The following is a 21,781-nucleotide window of genomic DNA, read 5'->3' on the forward strand; positions in this document are numbered from 1 at the left end:
ATGAGCGAAAAGAAGATTCGTGTCGGCATTGTCGGAGCGACAGGCTATACGGGCGCGGAATTGCTGCGCATTTTAGCCGCCCATCCTGCCGTTGAGATTGCCTGCATTACGGCGCGGACGGAAGTCGGCAAAGCGGTTTCGGAATTGTATGCGCATTTGCGCGGTGTGGTGGATTTGGCTTTTGTCGCTTTGGACGACGAGGCTTTATTGCAATGCGATGTGGTCTTTTTTGCCACGCCGCACGGAGTGTGCATGGCGCAGGCGCAGCGCCTGATAGATGCCGGTATAAAGATAATTGATTTTTCGGGTGATTTCCGTTTGAAAGATACGGCAAGTTTTGAACGTTGGTACGGCATGGCGCATAGCGCGCCCGAATTGCTCAAGCAGGCGGTGTACGGTCTGCCGGAATTGCAGCGCGATAAGATTCGCCATGCGCGTCTGATTGCTAATCCCGGCTGCTACCCGACCGCGGTGCAATTGGGCTTTAAGCCTTTATTGGCGCATGATTTGGTGGAAACCTATCCCTTGATTGCCGATGTCAAATCGGGCGTATCCGGTGCAGGGCGGGCGGCGAAAGTGGCAAATCTGTTTTCCGAGATGGGCGAGAGTTTTCAGGCCTATGCGGCTTCGGGACATCGTCATCAGCCTGAAATCGAACAGGAATTGTCAAAAATCGCAGGAAAAGAGCTGGCGATTACCTTTGTGCCGCATTTGCTGCCGATGATTCGCGGCATTGAAGCCACCTTATATGCAGTGTTGAAAGATCCGCATGTGGATTTGCAGCAATTATATGTCGATACTTATGCGAATGAGCCTTTTGTAGATGTTTTGTCTGCCGGTGAGCATCCGAGTACGCGCAGCGTGCGCGGCAGCAATATGGTGCGTATGGCAGTGCATCGTTCCGTGGATCAGCGCATGGCGGTGATTACGGTGGTGGAAGACAATTTGGTCAAAGGTGCGGCAGGGCAGGCGGTGCAATGTATGAATATTGTCTGCGGTTTGCCCGAAACCCTAGGTTTGCAACATATCGCTTTGATGCCATAAGGAAGAACTATGACAGCAACAATCATTGACGGCAAGGCATTTGCCGCAGATATTCGCGAACAAGTGCGCTTGCAAGTAGAAGAAAATCTTCAAAAAGGCGGTGTTCGCCCCGGTTTGGCGGTGGTTTTGGTCGGCGACGATGCCGCCAGCGATGTTTATGTGCGCAATAAAGGTATTGCGGCGGAAGCGGCAGGCTTTTATAGTGAAACTCATCGTCTACCCGGCGAGACTACGCAGCAGCAATTACTGGATTTGATTCAGGAATTAAATCATAAGTCCTCCATTCACGGCATTTTGGTACAATTGCCTTTGCCGGCGCATCTGGATAAAGAAGCCGTGATTGCCGCGATTGCGCCGCATAAAGATGTGGACGGTTTTCATCCGCACAATGTCGGCAAATTATGGCTGGGCGAAAAAGACTGCCCCGTGCCTTGCACGCCTCTCGGCTGTTCTTTGATTTTAGAACATCATTTGGGCAGCAATTTGGAGGGTAAAAAAGCGGTGGTTATCGGTGCCTCCAATATTGTCGGCAAACCGATGGCGGCTTTGCTGATGCGGATGCGCGCCACCGTGACGGTTTGTAATTCCAAAACGCCGAATTTGCCGGAAGTGGCGCGGCAGGCGGATATTTTAGTGGTGGCGGCAGGCAGAGCGGAATTAGTCAAAGCCGATTGGATTAAGGCAGGAGCGATAGTGTTGGATGTGGGCATTAACCGCATTGAGCGAGACGGTAAAGCGCAATTGGTCGGCGATGTCGATTTCGCCGCCGCCAAAGCGGTTGCAGGCGCAATTACGCCCGTGCCGGGCGGCATCGGGCCGATGACTATTGCCTGTCTGCTACGCAACACCCTGCAATTGCAGCAATTATCAACACAGATGTAAATAAACAGAGGAATACCATGAGCGAAGAAATCGGACTCTTCTACGGCAGCACTACCGGCATGACCGAGGACGTGGCGTTTAAAATTGAGAAAATTGCCCAAGAAAAACACGGCATCACACTCACGCCGATTAATATCATTGATTTGGATGATCCTAACGATATGTTTTTATACAATAAACTTATCGTCGGACAGCCGACATGGAATTACGGCGAATATCAAGACGATTGGGAAATGGTGGTGGATAAAATCGCTGCTGCCGATTTGCACGGCAAAACCATTGCCATGTTCGGTTTGGGCGATCAAGTCGGCTATCCGGAATATTTCCTTGATGCCATGGGCATGCTGGCGGAACAATTTGCTGCGCAGGGCGCGAACTTTATCGGCGAATGGCCGACCGAGGGCTATAAATTTGAGACTTCTAAAGCCTTGTTGAAAAACGGCAATTTCCTAGGGCTCGGCATTGACGAAGATTCGCAGCCCGAATTGACCGACGAGCGTCTTGAAGCTTGGCTGGCGCAAATTCTGCCGCAATTCGCCGCTTTGCCCTAAATGAAAATCGCACTCCACAGCGATTTGCATACCGAAGTAAGCCTATGCGAATTGCAAGGCTTGGCACAGGCGGATGTATTGCTGTTGGCAGGCGATATCAGCGATATGCAGACCTTGCCGCAGTTTTTCTACAAGCTGCGCAAACAAGCGCCGCAACTCACGGTGCTGTATATTTTGGGCAATCACGAACATTGGTATCTGCAATGGGAGCAGGGATTGGCGGAGTACCGCCGCCTTGCCGCCGACTATGATATCCGCCTATTGGAAAACAAATCCCTCATCATCGATGATGTGCTGTTTTGCGGCACAACCTTATGGACGGATTTCGCTCTAGCCGGCGATGCGGCGAGCAGCATGGATTGGGCGCGGGATAATATACCGGATTTTCATTTGATTCAATGCGGTTTCAGTGCGTTCTCGCCGGAAGACATGTTGGCGGAACATCAGGCGGCGCGGCAATTTTTGCATGATGCCTTGACGCAGTATCAGAGCGTGCGCAAAAAAGTCGTGTTCAGTCATTTTCTGCCGGCGAAAGAGCTGGTCGGCAAGCAATACGGCTACAGTCAAGAGGCATTGATGAAAAGCGCTTATTGGAGCAGCGATTTGCCGGAATTATATGCCTTTGCCGATGTCTGGGCATATGGGCATAGCCATGAAAATATCGAATGCACGCTGGGGCATACGCGCTTTATCAGCAATCAGCGCGGCTATTTTAGCGAATATAACCGCTATCGTCCCTCGAGCGGTTATCGTCCGGATTTTATGCTGGAGATTTAAGCAGCTCTATGCTTCATTCATACCGTGTAATATGTTTTGAACATATATATTGAATAAATTTAGCGGTCAATAAAATCAATGTCTATGCCGCTTGCTATTCCTTGCCATGCGGCAATTTTTCTGCCAAGTCCGCCAATATTTTTTCCGATATTTTGCCTTTGCTGCCGATTTCTTGGGCGAAGGTTTGGATGCGGTATTCTTCTAAGGCATAGGCATAGGCGAGCAGTGCGGCGTTTTGGCTGTCGCTCGGCTTGCTGATGCCCTGCTGACTCAGGCTTTTATCCAGTAATGCTTGCCAAGGATTGAGGGCGGATTGGCGCATGGCGTCTTTCAGCGGTTCGCGTTCGAGTTTGTCCAGACGCAGATTGGCGGCTTTGATGTAGCGCAAGAGGTCGGGCAGTTTGGCGGCGGCAGTTTGGCGGATAAAGTCGGGGAAGACGAGACGCGTGATTTGTGCGCTGATGTCGGCTTTGGCGCTTTTGTGTTTGCATTGGCGCAGGCGTTCGTTCAGGCGGCTGTATTCGCTTAATAATTGGCTGAGTTGGGCGGCGAGTTCGTTACCGGCGCTGATGAGGTGTTTTTCGCCTTGCGCCAGCGCCGCATCAAATTGGCTTTGGCTGCGCAGGGCTTTGCCCTCGCTGAGGCAGACGCGTTCAATCAGCGCCATGAAGATGTCGTCAGCCAGCAGATTGTCATGGCTGATTTTGCGGTAGTGCAGGCTCATTGTATTGAGTTGCGGCAGGTTTTTTTTGAGGTATTTGCCTTGGCTGCTGAGTTTTTGTGCGAGTAGGTGGCGCAGTCCTTCATGATGGGCGCGGGCGGCTTGTTCGGGGTTGTCATGCAGACGCATGAAGAGTTGTCCTTTTTCCAGCGTGAGGGCGGGGTAGCCGATAATGCCGCCTGCCATTTTTTCGCTGTCGGGCAGTTGCGTCCATTGCCAGTCTTGTACGGGCTGTCCGTCTGCCAGTTTGCTGCGGCTGCGTTCTTGGAATTGGGCGGCGGCTTGCGCTTGGTAGCGGACTTTGAGGGCGGCTAGGTCGCGTCCTTCGGCAAGGGGGCGTTTGCGTGGATCGAGGAGGCGGAAGTTCATGCGGTAATGCGCTTCGAGTTTGCTTTCGTCAAAGTCTTCTAGGGGAATGCGCAGTCCTTTCATTTGCCAAATGCCGTTCGAGAGGGCTTGCGCCAAGGGCGCGGCGCTGTCTTGCAGGCGTTCGTGCAGGGCGCGGGCGAAGTCGGGTATGGGCACGAGTTGCCGCCGCCAGACTTTGGGTAGGCGGCGCAGCAGGGCTTCGATTTTTTCTTCCAGCATGGCAGGCACAAGGCGTTCAAAATCTTCAGCTTCCAAGGCATTGAGTGCGGTCAGCGGCACAAGCACGGTTACGCCGTCGGCTTCGCTGCCGGGATCGAATTGGTATTGGAGTTGGAAGCGTTGTCCGCGAATGTTGATATGTTCCGGATATTCTTGTGCCGAGATGTCGGCTTCGTTTTGCAGCAGGTCGGAGGCTTGCATTTTCAGCGCGGCTTCGCCTTTTTGCTTCGCCCATTGTTCCAAGCTGACGACGGAATGGACTTTTTCCGGCAGGCGTTGGAAATAGAAGTCGGCAAGGGCTTGTTCGTCAATCAGTATGCCGCGACTGCGGGTTTTGTCTTCCAAGGTTTGCAGTTCTTGCCAAAGGGCGATGTTTTCTGCAATGACGCTGAGGCGGCTGTGGATTTCGCCGGTCACTAGGGCTTCTTGTACGAAAATGTCGTGGGCAAGGGCGGGGTTTTGTTTGGCAAAGGGTTTTTTACGTCCTGCCACAATCGGCAGACCGTAGAGCAGCAGGCTTTCTTCCGCCATGACGTTGCCGGCTTTTTTGCTCCAATGCGGATTGCTGTATTGCCGTTTGGTGATGTGGGCGGCGAGGTTTTCCAGTTCGTGCAGTTCGATGGGGGCGCAGTGGCGAGCAAAGATGCGGTTAATTTCCACAATGCTTGCCGCCATGATGGCTTGCGGGCGCTGTTTTGCCAAGACACTGGCGGGGAAGATGGAGAATTTGCGGTGGCGAGGGCCGGTGTAGTCTTTGTTTTGTTCGTCCCAGAGTCCGACTTGGTCGAGAAAGCCCGCCAGCAAACTGCGGTGCAGGAGCGGCAGATGCGGATTGTCGAAGCCGAGATTGCCTTTGCTGCCTTCGACGAGATTGTCTTGTTGGCGGCGGTTGGGCGCAGGTTTGAAGTCGTTGATGCGTAGTTTTTGCTGGTGGGCATCGCGCATGAGCTGATTGGTGAGTTCGCGCCATTCGCGCATGCGCTGAGCATTGAGGAAGTAGTGTTTGCACCAAGTACGGAGCTTGTTGTTGGAATATTCGCGCCTGGCATCGGAATAGGCGGCAAAGAGATTGAGCAGGGTTTGGAAATCGCTGTGCTTGTCGGCAAATTCCCCTTGGCGCATATCGGCTTGCGCTTCGGCTCCAAAGGGGCGTTCACGCGGATCTTGAATCGAGAGCGCGGCAATGATGATTAGGGCTTCATGCAGGCAGGCATTGTCTTCGGCGGCATAGACGATACGGGCAAAGCGCGGATCGACCGGCAGATGCGCCATTTTCTTGCCTAGGGCGGTAAGGCGGTTGTCTTCATCAACGGCGCGTAGTTCGAATAGAAGGCGGTAGCCGTCGTTGATTTGCCGCTGATCGGGGCTGTCTACGAAGGGAAAGGCGGCGATGTCGCCCAGATGCAAGACCAGCATTTGCAAGATGACGGCGGCAAGATTGGTGCGCAGGATTTCCGGCTCGGTAAAGGCGGGACGCTGTTTGAAATCTTCTTCGCTGTAGAGGCGGATGCAGATGCCGGCGCTTAAGCGTCCGCAACGCCCTGCACGCTGATTGGCGGCGGCCTGCGAGATGGCTTCGATCGGCAGGCGTTGGGTTTTGCTGCGCAGAGAATAGCGGCTGATGCGCGCGGTGCCGGTGTCGATGACGTATTTAATTCGCGGTACGGTCAGCGAGGTTTCCGCCACATTGGTGGCTAAGACGATGCGCCGCTTGCCTTTGGGGTGGAAGACGGCGTTTTGTTCGGCCAGCGAGAGACGTCCGAACAAGGGCTGAATCTCGGTATCGCGCAGATTGGCTTTGCGCAGGCTGTCCGCCGCCTCGCGGATATCGCGTTCGGTGGGGAAGAAGATAAGAATATCGCCGCGGCTTTCGTGGTCGAGTTCTTCCACCGCTTGCAGGATATTGTCCTGCATATCGCTGTCGGGCAGTGCTTCGCGATAGCGAATTTCTACGGGATAACTGCGTCCGGAGACATTGATAATCGGCGCATTATTAAAATGGGCGGCGAATTTTTCCGTGTCGATGGTGGCGGAGGTGATAATGACTTTTAAATCGGGGCGCTTGGGCAGTAATTGGCGTAGATAGCCGAGCAGGAAATCGATATTGAGACTGCGTTCATGCGCTTCGTCAACAATAATAACTTCATATTGCGAGAGAAATTTGTCGGACAGGGTTTCTGCCAGCAGCATGCCGTCGGTCATCAGTTTGACCGCGGTCTGTTCGCTGATTTGCTCGTCAAAACGCACTTGATAACCGACGCTGCTGCCTAAAGCCACGCCCAATTCTTCGGCAATGCGGTCGGCAACCGAACGCGCGGCAATACGCCGCGGCTGCGTGTGCGCAATCATGCCCGCCGCGCCCAAGCCCAAATCCAAGCAGATTTGCGGCAATTGCGTGGTTTTGCCCGAGCCTGTTTCGCCGCTGATAATCACGACTTGATGATGCTCAATCAGGTGGCGGATTTCCGCCTGCTTGGCAAGCACCGGCAAATCCGCGTTTAATGCAGGCTTGGGTAATTGCGCCAGCCGCTGCTGGTAAGCGGTATTTGAGGATTGATATTGCTTGAGATATTTCTCGTGCATCTGCTCGGCTGGTAATCCGCGCCGCTCGCGTTGGCGGATTTTATACGCCAAACTACGCAAAGCATGGCGGTCTTGGCAAAGAATATGGGAAAAATTTTGGGGAAGGCTGGTAGTCATGAAGCGTTTAATGGCGAAAATAAAAACAAATATGGGGCTGATGTAGGCAGCTTCAAGGCTATTATTGAAAAGTGCATGAGTCCCGCCGAGGGTTTGGCTGCCATGTTGTCTTTATATAGTACCTTAACTTCAAAATGAGACTTAGAGATACACATTTTGTCAGGAGAAGCGCTTAGAATAATCTCATTTTGAAGTTAAGAGACTATAGCTTGCAAGAAAAAGCGCTATTTTGCCATGGTTTGCAGGAACAATCGGATGGACTTTGTATAGTCGATTAACATTGTAATGATACGGTGTTGTCTCATTTTTATTTTAATCGACTATAAAATGTTTTCAGTTTTGGCGGATTAAAAAAGGATTGTAGCCGCCGCGGCTGTAGTCTTTTTCGCCAATCAGAATATCCAAGGCGAGGCTGGCAAGATCGTCCGCAATCGGGTCGGCAAGCGCTTGTTCGCGCAGGAAGAAGAATTTACGGTAGTGTTTGCAGCGGTCGCAGCTTTCCGCGCGTGCGCCGCGCAGCGCGCTAGGCAGATGGTGTTTTTCCGCGTTCGGGGCGCTGAGTTGCTGTAATTGCATGCCGGATTGCTGGTTGCAGAAGGTGCATTTGGCGCGCAGGGCGTTCCAGCGGCTATTGCAGCGCGGGCAATGCAGGTAGCGCAGATTGTCATCATCGCCGCCGCTGAGAATAATAGAGGCGACGGCGTCTTCGCCGCAGCAGGGACAATGGCTGCGTTCCTTTACGCTCGGCACATCGTCTTCCGCCAGTTGGCTACTCCATGCTGTCCATAGGACTTGCTCAAGGGCTTGCAGCCAGATGTTGTCTTGCACGGCTTCTGCCGGCATGGCGGATAATTGCGCCGCATTCGTCGCAAGGCTTTGGATTTGGCGGCGGGCAGTTTCGGGCAGGGCGGGATTTTGCAGGAGGGCTTGGCAGAAATCCGGCAGTTGTGCGGCGAGCTTGTCTGACAGCCATGTTTCGTCGCGCGGCAATTGCGGCGGGATGTCGCGGATTTTTTCTTGTCGGCTTAGGAATTGGTCTTGCGTTTGGCAGAGTGCCGCCAGCAGGTTGAGATAGGCCTGCCAGCTGAGGTCTTGTTCTTCCTGCGCTAGGGCGCTGAAGCGAGCAGCGCGTTTGGCAAAGACGTCGCTCGGCGGTGCGATGAAAAAGGGCTTGTGAAAAAAGGGTTTGGCTTTGATTTCTTCAGGGCTTGGGAGAGTGTTCATGCTTGAATGTGTTCCGGATGGGTGTAGATGTTTTGCTGTTCGGGGCGGGCATAGCCAATCAGGCAGATGCCGCTATGCTCGGCAAGGCGCAGGGCAAGTGCAGTAGCGGCGGAAACAGCGACAAGGCAGGAGATGCCCATGCCGGCGGCTTTGGCAATCATTTCGTAGCTGGCGCGGCTGGAGATAAGGACGGCGCCGTCTTCGGAATTGAAGCCTGTTTGCGCAAGATGTCCCAGCAGTTTGTCGAGGGCATTATGTCTGCCGACGTCTTCGTATAGGGCGAGAATGTCGCCTTTGACCGCCCAAGCGGCGGCATGCAGCGAACCTGTTTGGCGGCGCAGGATTTGTGCGGCGTCCATATCGGCAAGGGCGCGCTGAATATCGCTGAGCGGCAGGGGATTGCGGCGCGCAACGGGGGCGATGTCCGGCAAGGCGGCCTGCAAACTGTCGATGCCGCATAGTCCGCAGCTGCTGCGTCCGCTCATGTGGCGGCGGCGTTGCTGGAGGAGGTGAAAGCGTTCGCCGGCAATGCGCAGTTCTATGCGCAGGGCTTGGCTGTAGGCATTAAGGGGCTGTTCTTCGATTTGCAGGTCGTAGAGTTGTTCGATGCGGCTTAAGATGCCTTCGCTGAGGCTGAAGCCGATGGCGAGTTCGGCAAGGTCTTGCGGGCTTGCCATCAATACGGCGTGCGAGATGCCGTTATAGACGAGGGCAATCGGTACTTCTTCCGCCAGTATGTCTTGGGAAGGACTGAGCATTTGTCCTTGGCGGCGGAGAATGGGATGGCTGGAAAGCGGCTGCATATGGCGGAGTCTTGATGAAGCAATCGCCCCGCTGAGAGGCAATTGCTTAAGGGTTTAGAAATGAGAAGGCGGCGTGGCGGACGCATCTGCCTTATCCGCTTGGGATTGCCGCGCTTTTTCCATTACGGCGCGATACCAGCGCGGATGATGTTTTTCCGCCCATGTTTGAGTGACCACGCCTTCTACCATGGCGCGCAAGGTGCCTTTAATCCACAAGGCGGCATAGACATGCACGATAATGCCGATGATTAAGAGGCTGGCGGCGGCAGAATGCACTAATAAGGCAAAGCGGATGACGGGAATGGGGAAATGCGGGGCGAAATAGGGGCGCCAGGCAATCAGTCCGCTGAGCAGCAGCAAGACCATGCAGCTTGTCATCAGCCAAAACATCAGTTTTTGTCCGGCATTGTATTTGCCGACATCGCCGACTTCATGATTTTGCATGACTTTGCCGATGTCTTTTAACCATTTTTTGTCTTCTTTATCGAGGAAATTCAGGCGCACATAGCGGAAGAATTGGATAAAGAAGCCGACAAACATCAGTACGCCGACCAAGGGATGCAATATGCGCGCCAATTGCGGCGTGCCGAAAATGTGGGTCAGCCAGAAGAAGGAGGGGTAGAAAAAGCCCAGACCGGAGACGGCGAGCAGGATAAAGCAAAAGGCGACGAACCAATGGTTGATGCGCTCGGCTTTGTTGTAGCGTTGGATGAGTGGGCGTTTCATTAGGCTTTCTCCTGTCCTGATAAGACTTTGCCTTCTTTGCTGATGACTTCGGGATTGTCTTCGCCGTCTTCGCGCGTGCGGTTCGGGCCGATGGTGAGGTAGTGCAAGATGCCTGAAGCGGTGGCTGCCACAATGCCCAAGGTAACTAACGGTTTAAGCAGAGTTTTCCATAGTTTGACGGTGGTGCTGATTTTCGGGTCTTTAGGCAGATTGCTGTAGAGTTCCGGCTCGCCGGCATGATGAAGCACATATATTACATGCGTGCCGCCCACGCCTTGCGGGTCGTAAATGCCGGCGTTTTCATAGCCGCGCGCCTGTAAATCGCGGACGCGTTCTTCCGCCACGCGCAGCATGTCGGCTTTGCTTCCGAATTGAATCGCGCCTGTCGGGCAGGATTTGGCGCAGGCGGGTTCTTGTCCGACGGCGACGCGGTCGGAGCAGAGGGTGCATTTGTATGCGCGGTGGTCGTCAGCGTCCATGCGCGGGATGTTGAAGGGGCAGCCCGAGACGCAGTAGCCGCAGCCGATGCAGTTTTCCTGATGAAAATCCACGATACCGTTGTGATATTGGATAATCGCGCCGGGCGAAGGACAGGCTTTCAAGCAGCCCGGCTCGCTACAGTGCATACAGCCGTCTTTGCGAATCAACCATTCCAATTTGCCGTGTTCTTCGGTTTCGGCAAAACGCATGACCGTCCAGCTTTTGGAGGTCAGGTCGATGGGGTTGTCGTAGACGCCGTGGTTGGTGCCGATTTCGTCGCGGATGTCGTTCCATTCCGAGCAGGCGACTTGGCAAGCTTTGCAGCCGATACAGGTGGTTACGTCGATGAGTTTTGCCACTTCTACTTGATGGTCGCGCGCAGCGGGTGGCGGCATGATGCCGGAGGTTGCCGAGCGGCGTTTGATGTCTAATGATTGCAGTGCCATGATGATGTTCCTTTATATTTATGCTTTTTCAATATTTACGAGGAATGTCTTAAATTCAGGGGTTTGCGTGTTGCAATCGCCGACAAAGGGCGTGAGCGAATTCACGATAAACTGTTTTTGTCCTGAAACGTTTTCCCAACCGCCGTGCAGGGGGATGCCGACTTGGTGCACGGTTTTGCCGTCGATTTGCAGCGGCTTGATGCGTTTGGTTACCACTGCTCTAGCACGTATCCATGCGCGTTTATTGAAAATTTTTACCCAGTCGCCTTTGCGGATGCCTTTTTCCGCCGCCAATTCTTCGCTGATTTCGCAGAATTGTTCCGGCTGCGCAATCATCAGCAATTTGACGGATTTCGTCCAGAATTGGAAATGCTCGGTCAGGCGGTAGGTGGTGCCGACATAGGGGTATTCCACATGTGTGCCGAAGCGGTCTTTGACGCTGTCGAAGAGGCGTACCGCAGGCGATTGCACCACATTCGGATGTAGCGGATTGGTGCCGATCGGTGATTCCATCGGTTCGTAATGTTCCGGGAAAGGCCCGTCCACCATTTTGCGGGCGCAGAATAGGCGTCCGACGCCTTCTTCGTTCATGATAAAGGGGTTCATGTCGGAGCCGGGCGGCTCGGTGGCTTTGAAGTCGGCAACGTCCGCACCGCCCCATTTTTCGCCGTCCCATTTAATAAGGACGCGTTTCGGATCCCAAGGCTTACCGCTCGGATCGCAGGAGGCACGGTTATAGACGATGCGGCGGTTCGCCGGCCATGCCCATGCCCAGTAAGGCGTGTTGCCTAAGCCGCTATCGGTGTTGTCGCGGCGGTCCATTTGGTTGCCTGCCTGCGTCCAAGAGCCGGAGAATATCCATGTGGCGCATTCGGTGCTGCCGTCGGCGCGCAATTGATGGAAGCCGTCCAATAATTCGCCTTTTTTGCGGATGAGTTTGCCGTCTTGGTCGAATAAATCGGCCAGCGCGTAGCCGTTGGATTCTTTTGCCATTTCTTCAGGCGTGGGCGCATGCGGTTTGGCGTATTTCCAAGACAGTTTGGTAATCGGCTCTGGCGCAACGCCGCCTTCCTGTTCGTACATTTCTTTGAGCAAGAGGTGCAGTTCGCCCAAAATGTCCAAATCGGGCAGGGCTTCGCCGGGCGGTTCCGCGCCCGGATGATGCCATTGCAGCCAGCGCGAGGAATTAACAATCGAGCCGGCTTCTTCGGCAAAACAGGGTGTCGGCAGGCGGAAGACTTCCGTGCCGATTTGGCTGGGATCAACATCATGCGCTTCGCCGTGGTTTTCCCAGAAAGAAGCGGTTTCGGTTTTGATGGGATCCATCACGACCATGTATTTGAGTTTGGAAAAGGCTTCGGTCACGCGATGCGCGTCAGGGAAAGAACCTTGGGCATTAAAGCCTTGCACCAACAAACCTTGCACTTCGCCCTGATACATGGATTCGGTCAATTGCAAAATATCGCGCATCTTGTCCCATTTGGGCAGCCAATCATAGCCCCAGTTGTTCTCTTGGGTGGCATTGTCGCCGTACATCCATTTGAGGAAGCTGACAAAGAAAGCCGGTGTGTTTTGCCAATAGTTCAATTGATTGGCTTGCAGGGCTTTAGGCGTCTGTTTGTTGAGATAGTCTTGGAAGGTTTTGTGATTGGTCTCGTTGGGCAGGGTCAGATAACCCGGCAGGGAGGTGGAGAGCAGACCCAAATCGGATAAGCCCTGAATGTTAGAGTGTCCGCGCAGGGCATTGACGCCGCCGCCTGCCATACCGATATTGCCGAGCAATAATTGTACCATCGCCATGGTGCGGATGATTTGGCTGCCTGTGGTGTGCTGCGTCCAGCCGAGTGCGTATAAAATCGTACCGGCTTTATCGGGCGCCGCCATTTCGCCCCAAGCCTCTGCGACTTTGAGGAAGTCTTCTTTGCTGGTGCCGCAAATGCGGTTCATCATATCCAGCGTATAGCGTGAATAATGCTTTTTCAGTTGTTGGAAGACGCAGCGCGGGTCTTGCAGGGTCAGGTCGGTTTTGGCATGACCGTTTTCATCTAATTCATAGAACCATGTTTCGTTGTTATAGGTAGGTTGATTAATATCGGTGCGGCTGCTGGTTTCCGGCTGTTTTTCGCCTCGCTTGGTGCGTTCGGTATCGGGCTGATTGTAGCCGGAGAACAAGCCTTCATGGAAATCATAGCCTTCTTTGACGATAAAACTGGCATTGGTATAGGCTTTGACGTATTCCCATTGGATTTTATCATTTTCAATCAGCCAATTGATTAATGCACCTAAGAAGGCGATGTCACTGCCTGAACGGATGGGAGCGTAGAAATCGGCGACGGCGGCGGTGCGGTTAAAACGCGGATCGACCACAAAGAGCTTCGTACCTTTTTTCTTTTTCGCTTCAATCACCCATTTAAAGCCGACGGGGTGAGCTTCCGCCGCATTGCCGCCCATAACCATGATGAAATCGGCGTTTTGCATATCACAGAAAGTATTGGTCATCGCGCCGCGTCCGAAGGTGGAAGCCAATGCCATAACGGTCGGACCGTGGCAGACGCGCGCCTGCGCGTCGGTGGCGATAATGCCTAAAGAACGCATCCATTTCTGCGTCAGAATCCCCGTTTCATTCGAAGAGGCGGAAGCGGTCAGCATGCCTAAAGAAGGCAGACGGTTAACGGTAACGCCCTCGGCATTTTTCTCAATGAAATTGGCGTCGCGATCGTTTTTGATATGGCGGGCGATGCGTTGTAAGGCTTCGTGCCAAGAAATGCGTTTCCATTCGTCGCTGAAAGGTTCGCGCACTTCAGGATAATGCAGGCGGTTTTCGCTATTGACGAAATCCAGCAAAGAAGCGCCTTTGGGACAGAGAGAGCCACGGCTGACCGGATGGTCGGGATCGCCTTCGATGTGAAAGATTTTCTTTTTCGCGTTTTTGGCGCCGTCGCCCAAACTGTATAAAATCGTACCGCAACCTACCGAGCAATAAGTGCAGTTATTGCGCGCTTCAAAAGCTCCGCTGAGTTTGTATTGCCGCACTTCTGCAAAAGCCGGTGCCGGCATGACTCCCATGACCGCAGCGGTGCAAGCGCCTGCACCTGAAGCGGTTACCTTAAAAAATTGTCGACGTGTAACCTTCATGATGATGTCCTTTAATGGCTTCGCCATTAGTTTTTTGCCGCATTTCGATGAAATGCGAGTGACTTTTATTAAGCCTTACTTATTAATTTGCCTCATGCCTAGCTTATCATAAGTCTTGTCTAAGTCATGTAGAAAAAATTTACTTATTGCACAAAAATTATCTATCATTGCACAGCACTTTCACAGCAAATCAAAGTGAGTAACTAAATGATTTATTTGGATTATGCCGCTACAACCCCGCTTGACGATCGGGTGTATGCCGCCATGCAGCCTTATTTTAAAGAGCAATTCGGCAATTCCGCTTCCGCTCATGCCTACGGCTGGCGGGCGGAAGAGGCGGTGGAAAAAGCAAGAAAACAAATCGCCCAAGCTATTTGCGCCCAAGCGGCGGAAGTGATTTTTACCAGCGGCGCGACAGAAGCCAATAATCTGGCGATTAAAGGCTTGGCTGAAGCGCAAGGGCAGGGACATATCATCACGGCAGCGACAGAGCATAGCAGCGTGTTAGAAAGTGCGCGTGCCTTAGAACGGCGCGGCTTTGCGCTCAGTTATTTGCCGGTGCGTCCCGACGGACAGCTGGAATTGGACACCTTAGCCGATGCCATCCGCGCCGATACGTTCTTAGTAAGCATCATGTGGGTCAATAATGAGACGGGCTTTATTCAGGATATTGCAGGGATTGCGGAAATCTGTCGGCAAAGCGGCGTGTTTTTACATGTAGATGCCGCGCAGGCCTTGGGCAAGGTGGCAATCAATCTGCAAGAAATACCGATTGATTTGCTGAGTTTGTCCGCGCATAAAGCCTACGGGCCTAAAGGCGCGGGCGTTTTATATAAGCGGCGGCGCACAGATTTGCGATTGTTGGCACAAATGCACGGCGGCGCTCAAGAGCAGGGTTTGCGCAGCGGCACATTGCCGACGGCGCAAATTGTCGGTATGGGCGAGGCGGCGTATCTTGCTGCTCTTGAGCGCGAACAAGATTGGCAGCACGCAGCATGTCTGCGCCAGCGTTTGCTGAGTCATTTGGATTTATCCTATGTGCAATGCAATCATCAGTTCGGCGGCGCGCCGCATTATGTGAATCTGAGCCTGCATGGCATTGTCGAAGAGAATGTATTGGGTCTGATAGAGAGAATCGCTTGTTCAAACGGTTCTGCCTGCGCTTCGGCTTATCTGGCGTCTTCATACGTTTTGCAAGCCATGGGGCTGGACGAGGCTTTGGCACGACGCAGTTTGCGCCTGAGTTTCGGGCGTAACACACGCATGGAGGATATTGACACAGCGGGTGCCTATCTTGCCGATTTATTCGCTCAATTGCGAAAAGCGGCAAAGAAAATATGATGAAATTAAAAATGCTTAGACGAGTTTAAGTGCAAAAATCAAAAATCCGCTTGCTATTGACTGAAAAACGCCTATAATGCGCCTCTCACTTAGCCTGAGTGGCGGAATTGGTAGACGCAGCGGATTCAAAATCCGCCGGTGGTGACACCGTAAGAGTTCGAGTCTCTTCTTAGGCACCAAATTTATTAGGGCAGCAAATTATTTGCTGTTTTTTTATTGTTGAAAAAATCTTAAATGCAAAAAGCAATAGCGGGGTGTGTATTATGATGGCGGATTATTATGTCGTGCTAGGCCTTGGGATTGATAGCAGCAAAGAGCAGTTAGAAAAAGCAATCTCGGCTTTTGAAGCGAAAGGCGGAAATCCCAGAGAAGCCAAAACAATGAAAGAAACCTTACTCAGCGAAGCAAGTAAAGCAAACTACGATATGTTTCTGCGTCAGAATTATCCAAGTCGTTATGCAAAGTAATTTTGAAAAATTTGTGAATTAAATTTCAATAAATTAAAGCGGTTGTTACCGCTTTTTTAATGATAAAATTGATTTTATTTTTCTATATCTTCTTGTAGTCGGATAAGTGGAAAAAACGACGTTATTATTTGCCTTGCTTACTAGCGATATTGCTTTTCCACTTATCCGAGCACTATATTTTTTAGCGCCGCTCGGCTAGTAAAGCCTCAATCTCGCGGATTTCTTTCGGCACGTCGGCGGTGGTGACTTCAGCCTCGCCTTCAGTAATGATAATATCGTCTTCAATACGTATACCGATGCCGCGCCAAGATTCCTCAATCGTCGTATCGTTTGCCTGTAAATACAGGCCCGGTTCAATGGTAATCACCATATTCGGGCGGTAAATGCGCGATTCTCCGTCAATTTTATAAATGCCGACATCATGCACGTCTAAGCCCAACCAATGCCCTGTGCCGTGCGGATAGAAGCGTTTGACTTCACCGCTATCGACCATTTCTTCCGCATTGCCGTCCACAATGCCCAAATCAATAATGCCTTGCATGAGCAAAATACTGGTTTGGCGGTGCAAATCGAGATGGCGAATGCCGGCGCGGGCATTGGCAATCGCGGTTTTTTGCGCATTAAGAACGATTTCATACAGCGCCTGTTGCTGGCGGCTGAATTTGCCGTTAATCGGCGCGGTACGACTGATATCGCCCGCATAGCCGCCGAATTCCGCACCGGCATCCACCATAATCAATTCTCCGTCTTTAAGCGGCGCATTATTATCGTGGTAATGCAGACAGCAGGCATTGGCGCCGGAAGCAATAATGCTCGCAAATGACCAATGGCAGCCTTGATGGCGGCGGAATTCCGCCTCAAGCGCGGCTTGCACGGTATATTCATAGGCTCCCGGACGTGCGGCGAGTAGGGCGGCGCGATGTCCTGCGGCGGAAATACGCCCCGCCTCATGCAGAAGATTTTGTTCTTCAATCGATTTAATCATGCGCATTTCGTCAAGCTCGCGGCGGATATCGAACAAACCCTCAATCGGTGCTCCCCCGCGTCCCGTGAGACGATGAACTTCGCGCAGTAACTCGCTTAGGCGTTGGTCATTGGCGGAATTGACACCTAAAACGGAATAAATTCTCGTACTGTCCGCTAAGAGTTTGGGCAAACGCTGTGCGGCTTCTTCAAGAGGATAAGCCTCATTGACCTCGTAATCTGCCAGCGCGCCTTCCTGTCCGATAATTTTGCCCTGCCAAATCTCCAATTCGGGATTGCGAACCGCATTAAACAGCGTGTAATGCACCCCATTGCCCTGTTTGCGCAGCACAGCAATCGCATCAGGCTCGGGAAAACCGGTAAGATACCAAAAATAACTGTTTTGACGGAAAGGATAATGCACATCGCCGTTGCGCAAAGCCTCCGGCGCGGCAAACAATACCAAGACCGAACCTTCAGACAGTTGAGAGAGTAAACGCTGGCGGCGTTCTGCAAAACTTGCAGAGGAAATCACAGCTTGAATCATAAAAACCTACATAAATGATTTAAAATAAAAAAATAATCGGTAGCCAATCTACAAAACGTCAAGATTATACGAGTATCAAAAAAGGGTTTCAATAAAAGAGATTATTGCAAACGTAAATAAAAAGCCGCTGTGTTATAGTCGAGAAGTGAAGAAGTAGTACAAGAGCGTACGGTAAGGCGAGCTAATGCCATAATACTTTTTCAATTCTTCAACTATAAATAGCGGTATGATTTGGTTGCATCATAAATTGTACTTTTTAAGCAGGGCGGTATAAGCGCCGCTTGCCTTAGTCGCTTCAAAGCCTTTGAGAATGCGTTGATGCAAATCATCCTCACCTTTACGGGTGGCATAATTGATTGAAATTGCTTGGATATGTGAATATTGCGGAGGAATATCTAAAATTTCAAATTCATATTGCTGATAATTATTTCTCAATGAATTGATTTCGGAAATCGGGGCGAACATAACTTCTGATTTTTCTTGAAATAATTCTTTAAATGCTAGAAAATTCGTATCGGCATCGCGAATGACAATGCTGGGATAATCTTGTTTTTGCATAGTTAGCAATTCTTTGAATTGCGGAGAGCCTTCAATAACCGCAACTTTCGTATTTTCGCTTAAGACCGCTGCCGGCTTGGCATGTACTTTATTTTTCAAGCGAATAAATTTAAATTCATCATTGTAACTATTAATGAAATCATAAATTTTAGCACGTTCGGCAGAACCATACATTTGACCAATAATATCAATTTCTTTATTTTCCATTGCTGCCAATACGGATGCAAAAGGCAGCGGAACGACTTTTACATTAAAGCCGGCTTCTTTACCGATAGCTTCTGCTAATTCGATGGTAAAACCGGTTAAATGACCGTTTCCGTCAAGATAGATATAAGGAGGGGCGTTATGATTCACGCCCATTTTTAAGATTTCTGCTTGTGCTGACGTATTAAAGCAAATAGCTGTTATAGCAATGACGGCGTATGTATTTAATTTTTTCATTAGTATTTTGCAACCATAAGATAAAATTGAGATTTTTATGTAAAAATCAATGATGCAGTTTAAATACCATATCATTGATAAAAATTATAAATTGTATTTTTTAATTAATTCATCATACACGCCATTAGATTTAGCAATTTCAAAACCTTTTGATATGCGCTCGTGCAAAGCCTCTTCTTCTTTGCGGGTGGCGTAATTGATTGAAGTTGCTTGAATGTGCGAATACTGGCTAGGTATGTCTAAAATTTGAAATTCATATTCTTTGTAATTATTGCGTAATGAATTTATTTCAGAAATAGGTGCGAACATAATATCAGATTTTTTTTGAAATAATTCCTTAAATGTTAGGAAGTTAGTGTCTAAATCACGGATTTCGATTGTAGGATAATCTTGTGATTTCATTGCTTGCAATTCTTTAAATTGAGGCGAACCCTCAATAACAGAGACTCTGGTATTCTCGTTCAAAGGCGAGACTAAATCTGCAGAAGTTCTATCTTTTAGTCGAATAAATTTAAATTGATCGTCATAGCTATTTACAAAATTGTAAATTTTAGCGCGTTCGGCAGAACTATACATATGACCAATGATATCGATTTCTTTATTTTCCATAGCCTTGATAACCGATACAAAGGGTAAGGCTACGACTTCTACATCGAAGCCGGCTTCTTTACCAATCGCTTTAGCGAGTTCAATAGTAAATCCCGTTAAATCACCTTTTTCATCAATATAGATGTAAGGCGGAGCCTTATGGTTTACGCCCATTTTTAAAGTTTCTGCTTGTATTGCAGCGTTGAAGCAAGTGCTGACAAGAGTTATTGCAGCAAATTTACTTAGTTTTTTAAGATATAACATTTTATTCTCGATTTAAGATAGGTAAAATTAATCATATAGCCGCTAAGTTCATACTTGCAGCATTTGTATTATATATAAGATGAAAAAATAAACTATTATCTTTGATTTGATATTTTTATTATATGTATTTACCCTGTTGTTAATAAAAAGATTGTATAAGTTTTTTAGAGAAAAATTCCAAGAAATTTAACTGGAGAAACTTAAATTGTAGAATTCTTGCAAAAAAAAAAGCCGTACTTTAAATGGTGAAGTACGGCAAATTAGGGGGAAAGAAATGAGAAAAAATTTCTGTTTTCACAAAATACTTCATGTCTTTTGTGCGGCAATCATACGGTATCATCCGTATAGAATCAAGTTTTTTTGAGCTTGAATTTACAATCCAAGTGCAAAAAAAAGAAGCATTCATAATAGAGTATCATTTTGTTCCCCAACAAAAAAGGACTCTAAAATGAACGCTTCTTACCGACATCTTACACTTTCAGAACGGGAAAGCATAATGATTCTGCTCGCTCAAGGCAAAAAACAGTCCGAGATTGCCCGACAATTAGGGCGGAGCTGCAGCACCATTTCCCGTGAGCTAAAAAGGCATGCACTCAAAGTATATCGAGCGAGTTCGGCGCACAGCAGCTATCAAAAGCATCGGAAAAAGTGCAAAGCGATACCCAAATTAAAACGGGCGGAATATAGTCGGAGAAGTGAAAAAGTAGTACAAGGCGGCGAGCCGCAGACAGTACAAGAGCGTACGGCAAGGCGAGCCAACGCCGTAATAGTTTTTCAATTCTTTGACTATATCGTCATTTGGTGCAAAGCAAGGTGTTAGACGGCAAGTGGTCGCCCGAACAGCTCAGCAAGCGCTTAGAATTTGAAAAATCTGATTTATCGATCAGTTTCAATACGGTTTACCGCGCGATTCATCAAGGTTGGCTAGATATCAGCGAAGGCAAAGCAAGCCGAAAATTACGCCATAAAGGCAGAACAAGACGGAGAAAAATCATCTTGAAAAGCGTGGAAAAATCACGATTTCGCATACATTGGAGGAACGCCCGATTTCAGCGCAAAACCGCAACCGTTTCGGACATTGGGAAGCGGATACGGTATTGGGTGTCGCAGGCGGTGCCTGTTTGCTTACTTTGACGGAACGCAAAAGCCGTTTTGAGTTGATGAAAAAGCTTGCAGGCAAAAAAGCATTGTTGGTTAAAGAGGCGATGATAACCCTGCTTACACCGCATAAATTACGGTCAATTACGCCGGATAGAGGCAAGTAATTTGCCAAACATAGTTTAGTTACGCAAACATTAGGCGCAGCCTTTTATTTCCCCGAGCCGCATCAGCCGTGGCAAAGGGGGACAAATGAAAATACAAACGGGTTGCTCAGGGAGTTTTTCCCCAAGCAAAAGGATATAAACCGGTGGAGCGATGATTATATTCAATCGGTCGTTGACAAATTAAATCTACGGCCGAGAAAGTGTTTAGGCTGGAAAACACCTTATGAAGTTTACTTTAAAAAAGTATTGCACTTGGTTTGACAATTCAAGTAATAAAAAGCCGCTTTGAAGCGGCTTTTTATCTGTCTTAAGCAATTAAGGCGGTATCGGGTGCGCCGCCGCCGATGATTTTAGGATTGAGGTTGTAGAGTTCTTGGAAGAAATGGAGGATTTCTTCGCGCATTTGCGTGCTTCTGACCGCCATTAAGCCCGAATGGGGTAGGGCTTGTTGCAGCGCAGGGACGGGGGCGGGCATGTAGCCGGCGGCGATTTCCGCAGCGCTTTTCGGGTTGGCGGCGACCCAATCGACGGCATCCAGCAGGTCTTGATCGAGTGCGGCAAGGAATTCGGCGTTTTCAGCGGCAAATGTTTCGGAAATCATTAAACCTGCCTGCGGTATACCTTTGCTGCTGCCGAAGCTGCGATTCCACCATGTGTCCAATACGATACCGCGTTCGACGCTAATGCCGACTTGTTTGCCGCGTAGGATAGAGGCGCTGGCAAGCGGTTCCGGCAGAAGGGCGTAAGGGAAGTCTTGTTTGAGGAAGAGTCCTACAGATTCGGGCGGCGTGGCGGTGTAGGTGATATCGCCGAGTGTGATGTTTTCGCGTTTGCAGAGGATTTGCATGACTAAATCGGGCATGTCGCCTTTAAAAGGCATGACGATTTTTTGTCCTATAAGTTGTGTCGCTTCGCCGAGCGGGCTGTTTTTGCTCATGATAGAGAGCAGTCCGCTGGTCATGATGTTGTGCAGCAGGACGGATTGTCCTTGGTTGCGCAAATTGGCGGCAACGTAGCTCGGTACGATGCTGGCTTGAATGCTGCCGCTGACCAAGCCTGCGCGCAGTTGATCGGGGCTGAGCCAGCTTTTAACTGAAAAGGGGCGGATGTTTTTCGCTTTGCCCATTTGTGCGGCAATGGCAAGCAGAACGGTCGGGCTGACCGGCGGCCCCCATAGGGTGAGCTTGTCTTGGGCGTGTAGCGGTAAGATGCTAGCAGCAGCGGCTGCGCTGCCGAGTTTTAGGAAATGACGGCGTTTCATCGTTTGTCT

The 21,781-nt window shown here is 50.3% G+C and carries 16 protein-coding genes, 1 tRNA gene and 1 pseudogene; 8 read left to right on the top strand and 10 right to left on the bottom strand.

The window, feature by feature from the left end:
* From argC to DYC63_RS07370, 4 genes are read left to right on the top strand one after another with little or no spacing between them, the layout of a single operon-like run.
* A complete protein-coding gene (argC, locus tag DYC63_RS07355; protein WP_115218631.1) occupies window positions 1–1,044 on the top strand; it encodes an N-acetyl-gamma-glutamyl-phosphate reductase in 1,044 nt (347 codons plus the stop codon).
* Between the two features lie 9 nt (window positions 1,045–1,053).
* Window positions 1,054–1,926, top strand: coding sequence for a bifunctional methylenetetrahydrofolate dehydrogenase/methenyltetrahydrofolate cyclohydrolase FolD (gene folD / locus DYC63_RS07360; protein WP_115218632.1), 873 nt, complete (start codon window positions 1,054–1,056; stop codon window positions 1,924–1,926).
* A gap of 17 nt (window positions 1,927–1,943) precedes the next feature.
* Window positions 1,944–2,477 carry a flavodoxin gene (locus tag DYC63_RS07365; RefSeq protein ID WP_115218633.1) on the top strand — a complete coding sequence of 178 codons (534 nt, stop codon included), beginning with the start codon at window positions 1,944–1,946 and terminating at the stop codon, window positions 2,475–2,477.
* Window positions 2,478–3,254, top strand: a complete 777-nt coding sequence (locus DYC63_RS07370) for a metallophosphoesterase (RefSeq protein ID WP_115218634.1) — start codon at window positions 2,478–2,480, stop codon at window positions 3,252–3,254.
* A gap of 94 nt (window positions 3,255–3,348) precedes the next feature.
* Here DYC63_RS07370 and hrpA read toward each other — a convergent pair whose 3' ends face one another.
* The 6 genes from hrpA to fdnG all read right to left on the bottom strand — a co-directional run bounded on the left by hrpA (window position 3,349) and on the right by fdnG (window position 14,077).
* Window positions 3,349–7,263: an ATP-dependent RNA helicase HrpA gene (hrpA, locus tag DYC63_RS07375; RefSeq protein ID WP_115218635.1), complete on the bottom strand. Its 3,915-nt coding sequence runs from the start codon at window positions 7,261–7,263 to the stop codon at window positions 3,349–3,351.
* 333 nt (window positions 7,264–7,596) lie between these two features.
* Window positions 7,597–8,487, bottom strand: a complete 891-nt coding sequence (locus tag DYC63_RS07380) for a formate dehydrogenase accessory protein FdhE (RefSeq protein WP_115218636.1) — start codon at window positions 8,485–8,487, stop codon at window positions 7,597–7,599.
* The gene (gene fdhD, locus DYC63_RS07385) at window positions 8,484–9,332 is read right to left on the bottom strand and encodes a formate dehydrogenase accessory sulfurtransferase FdhD (RefSeq protein ID WP_218564580.1); all 849 of its coding nucleotides are present in this window, start codon (window positions 9,330–9,332) and stop codon (window positions 8,484–8,486) included. The genes DYC63_RS07380 and fdhD overlap by 4 nt, the downstream gene beginning before the upstream one ends.
* Window positions 9,333–9,344: 12 nt before the next feature.
* Complete coding sequence (locus DYC63_RS07390) at window positions 9,345–10,016, bottom strand: formate dehydrogenase subunit gamma (RefSeq protein WP_115218638.1); 672 nt, start codon at window positions 10,014–10,016, stop codon at window positions 9,345–9,347.
* Complete coding sequence (gene fdxH, locus DYC63_RS07395; RefSeq protein WP_115218639.1) at window positions 10,016–10,942, bottom strand: formate dehydrogenase subunit beta; 927 nt, start codon at window positions 10,940–10,942, stop codon at window positions 10,016–10,018. Before fdxH ends, DYC63_RS07390 begins: the two co-directional genes overlap by 1 nt.
* Before the next feature lie 18 nt (window positions 10,943–10,960).
* Entirely contained in the window at window positions 10,961–14,077 is a 3,117-nt protein-coding gene (gene fdnG, locus DYC63_RS07400; RefSeq protein WP_115218640.1) for a formate dehydrogenase-N subunit alpha, read from the bottom strand.
* Window positions 14,078–14,284: 207 nt separating this feature from the next.
* Here fdnG and DYC63_RS07405 point away from each other — a divergent pair, with 207 nt between their 5' ends.
* The 3 genes from DYC63_RS07405 to DYC63_RS07415 all read left to right on the top strand — a co-directional run bounded on the left by DYC63_RS07405 (window position 14,285) and on the right by DYC63_RS07415 (window position 15,885).
* A complete protein-coding gene (locus DYC63_RS07405) occupies window positions 14,285–15,418 on the top strand; it encodes a cysteine desulfurase family protein (protein ID WP_115218641.1) in 1,134 nt (377 codons plus the stop codon).
* A 92-nt stretch (window positions 15,419–15,510) separates the two neighbouring features.
* Window positions 15,511–15,597, top strand: a tRNA-Leu gene (locus tag DYC63_RS07410).
* Window positions 15,598–15,681: 84 nt separating this feature from the next.
* A complete protein-coding gene (locus tag DYC63_RS07415) occupies window positions 15,682–15,885 on the top strand; it encodes a hypothetical protein (protein WP_147284943.1) in 204 nt (67 codons plus the stop codon).
* 181 nt (window positions 15,886–16,066) lie between these two features.
* On the opposite strand, the gene DYC63_RS07420 is transcribed toward DYC63_RS07415, so the two are convergent.
* The 3 genes from DYC63_RS07420 to DYC63_RS07430 all read right to left on the bottom strand — a co-directional run bounded on the left by DYC63_RS07420 (window position 16,067) and on the right by DYC63_RS07430 (window position 19,246).
* Window positions 16,067–17,395 carry an aminopeptidase P N-terminal domain-containing protein gene (locus DYC63_RS07420; protein WP_115218643.1) on the bottom strand — a complete coding sequence of 443 codons (1,329 nt, stop codon included), beginning with the start codon at window positions 17,393–17,395 and terminating at the stop codon, window positions 16,067–16,069.
* 240 nt (window positions 17,396–17,635) lie between these two features.
* Window positions 17,636–18,394 carry a substrate-binding periplasmic protein gene (locus DYC63_RS07425; RefSeq protein WP_172459453.1) on the bottom strand — a complete coding sequence of 253 codons (759 nt, stop codon included), beginning with the start codon at window positions 18,392–18,394 and terminating at the stop codon, window positions 17,636–17,638.
* Between the two features lie 84 nt (window positions 18,395–18,478).
* Window positions 18,479–19,246, bottom strand: coding sequence for a transporter substrate-binding domain-containing protein (locus DYC63_RS07430; protein ID WP_115218645.1), 768 nt, complete (start codon window positions 19,244–19,246; stop codon window positions 18,479–18,481).
* A gap of 448 nt (window positions 19,247–19,694) precedes the next feature.
* Here DYC63_RS07430 and DYC63_RS07440 point away from each other — a divergent pair.
* Window positions 19,695–20,772, top strand: a pseudogene (locus DYC63_RS07440) (IS30 family transposase).
* Window positions 20,773–20,818: 46 nt separating this feature from the next.
* Here DYC63_RS07440 and DYC63_RS07445 read toward each other — a convergent pair.
* Complete coding sequence (locus tag DYC63_RS07445) at window positions 20,819–21,772, bottom strand: ABC transporter substrate-binding protein (RefSeq protein ID WP_115218646.1); 954 nt, start codon at window positions 21,770–21,772, stop codon at window positions 20,819–20,821.
* Window positions 21,773–21,781 lie beyond the last annotated feature (9 nt).

Origin of the sequence: Suttonella indologenes, assembly GCF_900460215.1 — a bacterium.
Lineage (GTDB): Bacteria > Pseudomonadota > Gammaproteobacteria > Cardiobacteriales > Cardiobacteriaceae > Suttonella > Suttonella indologenes.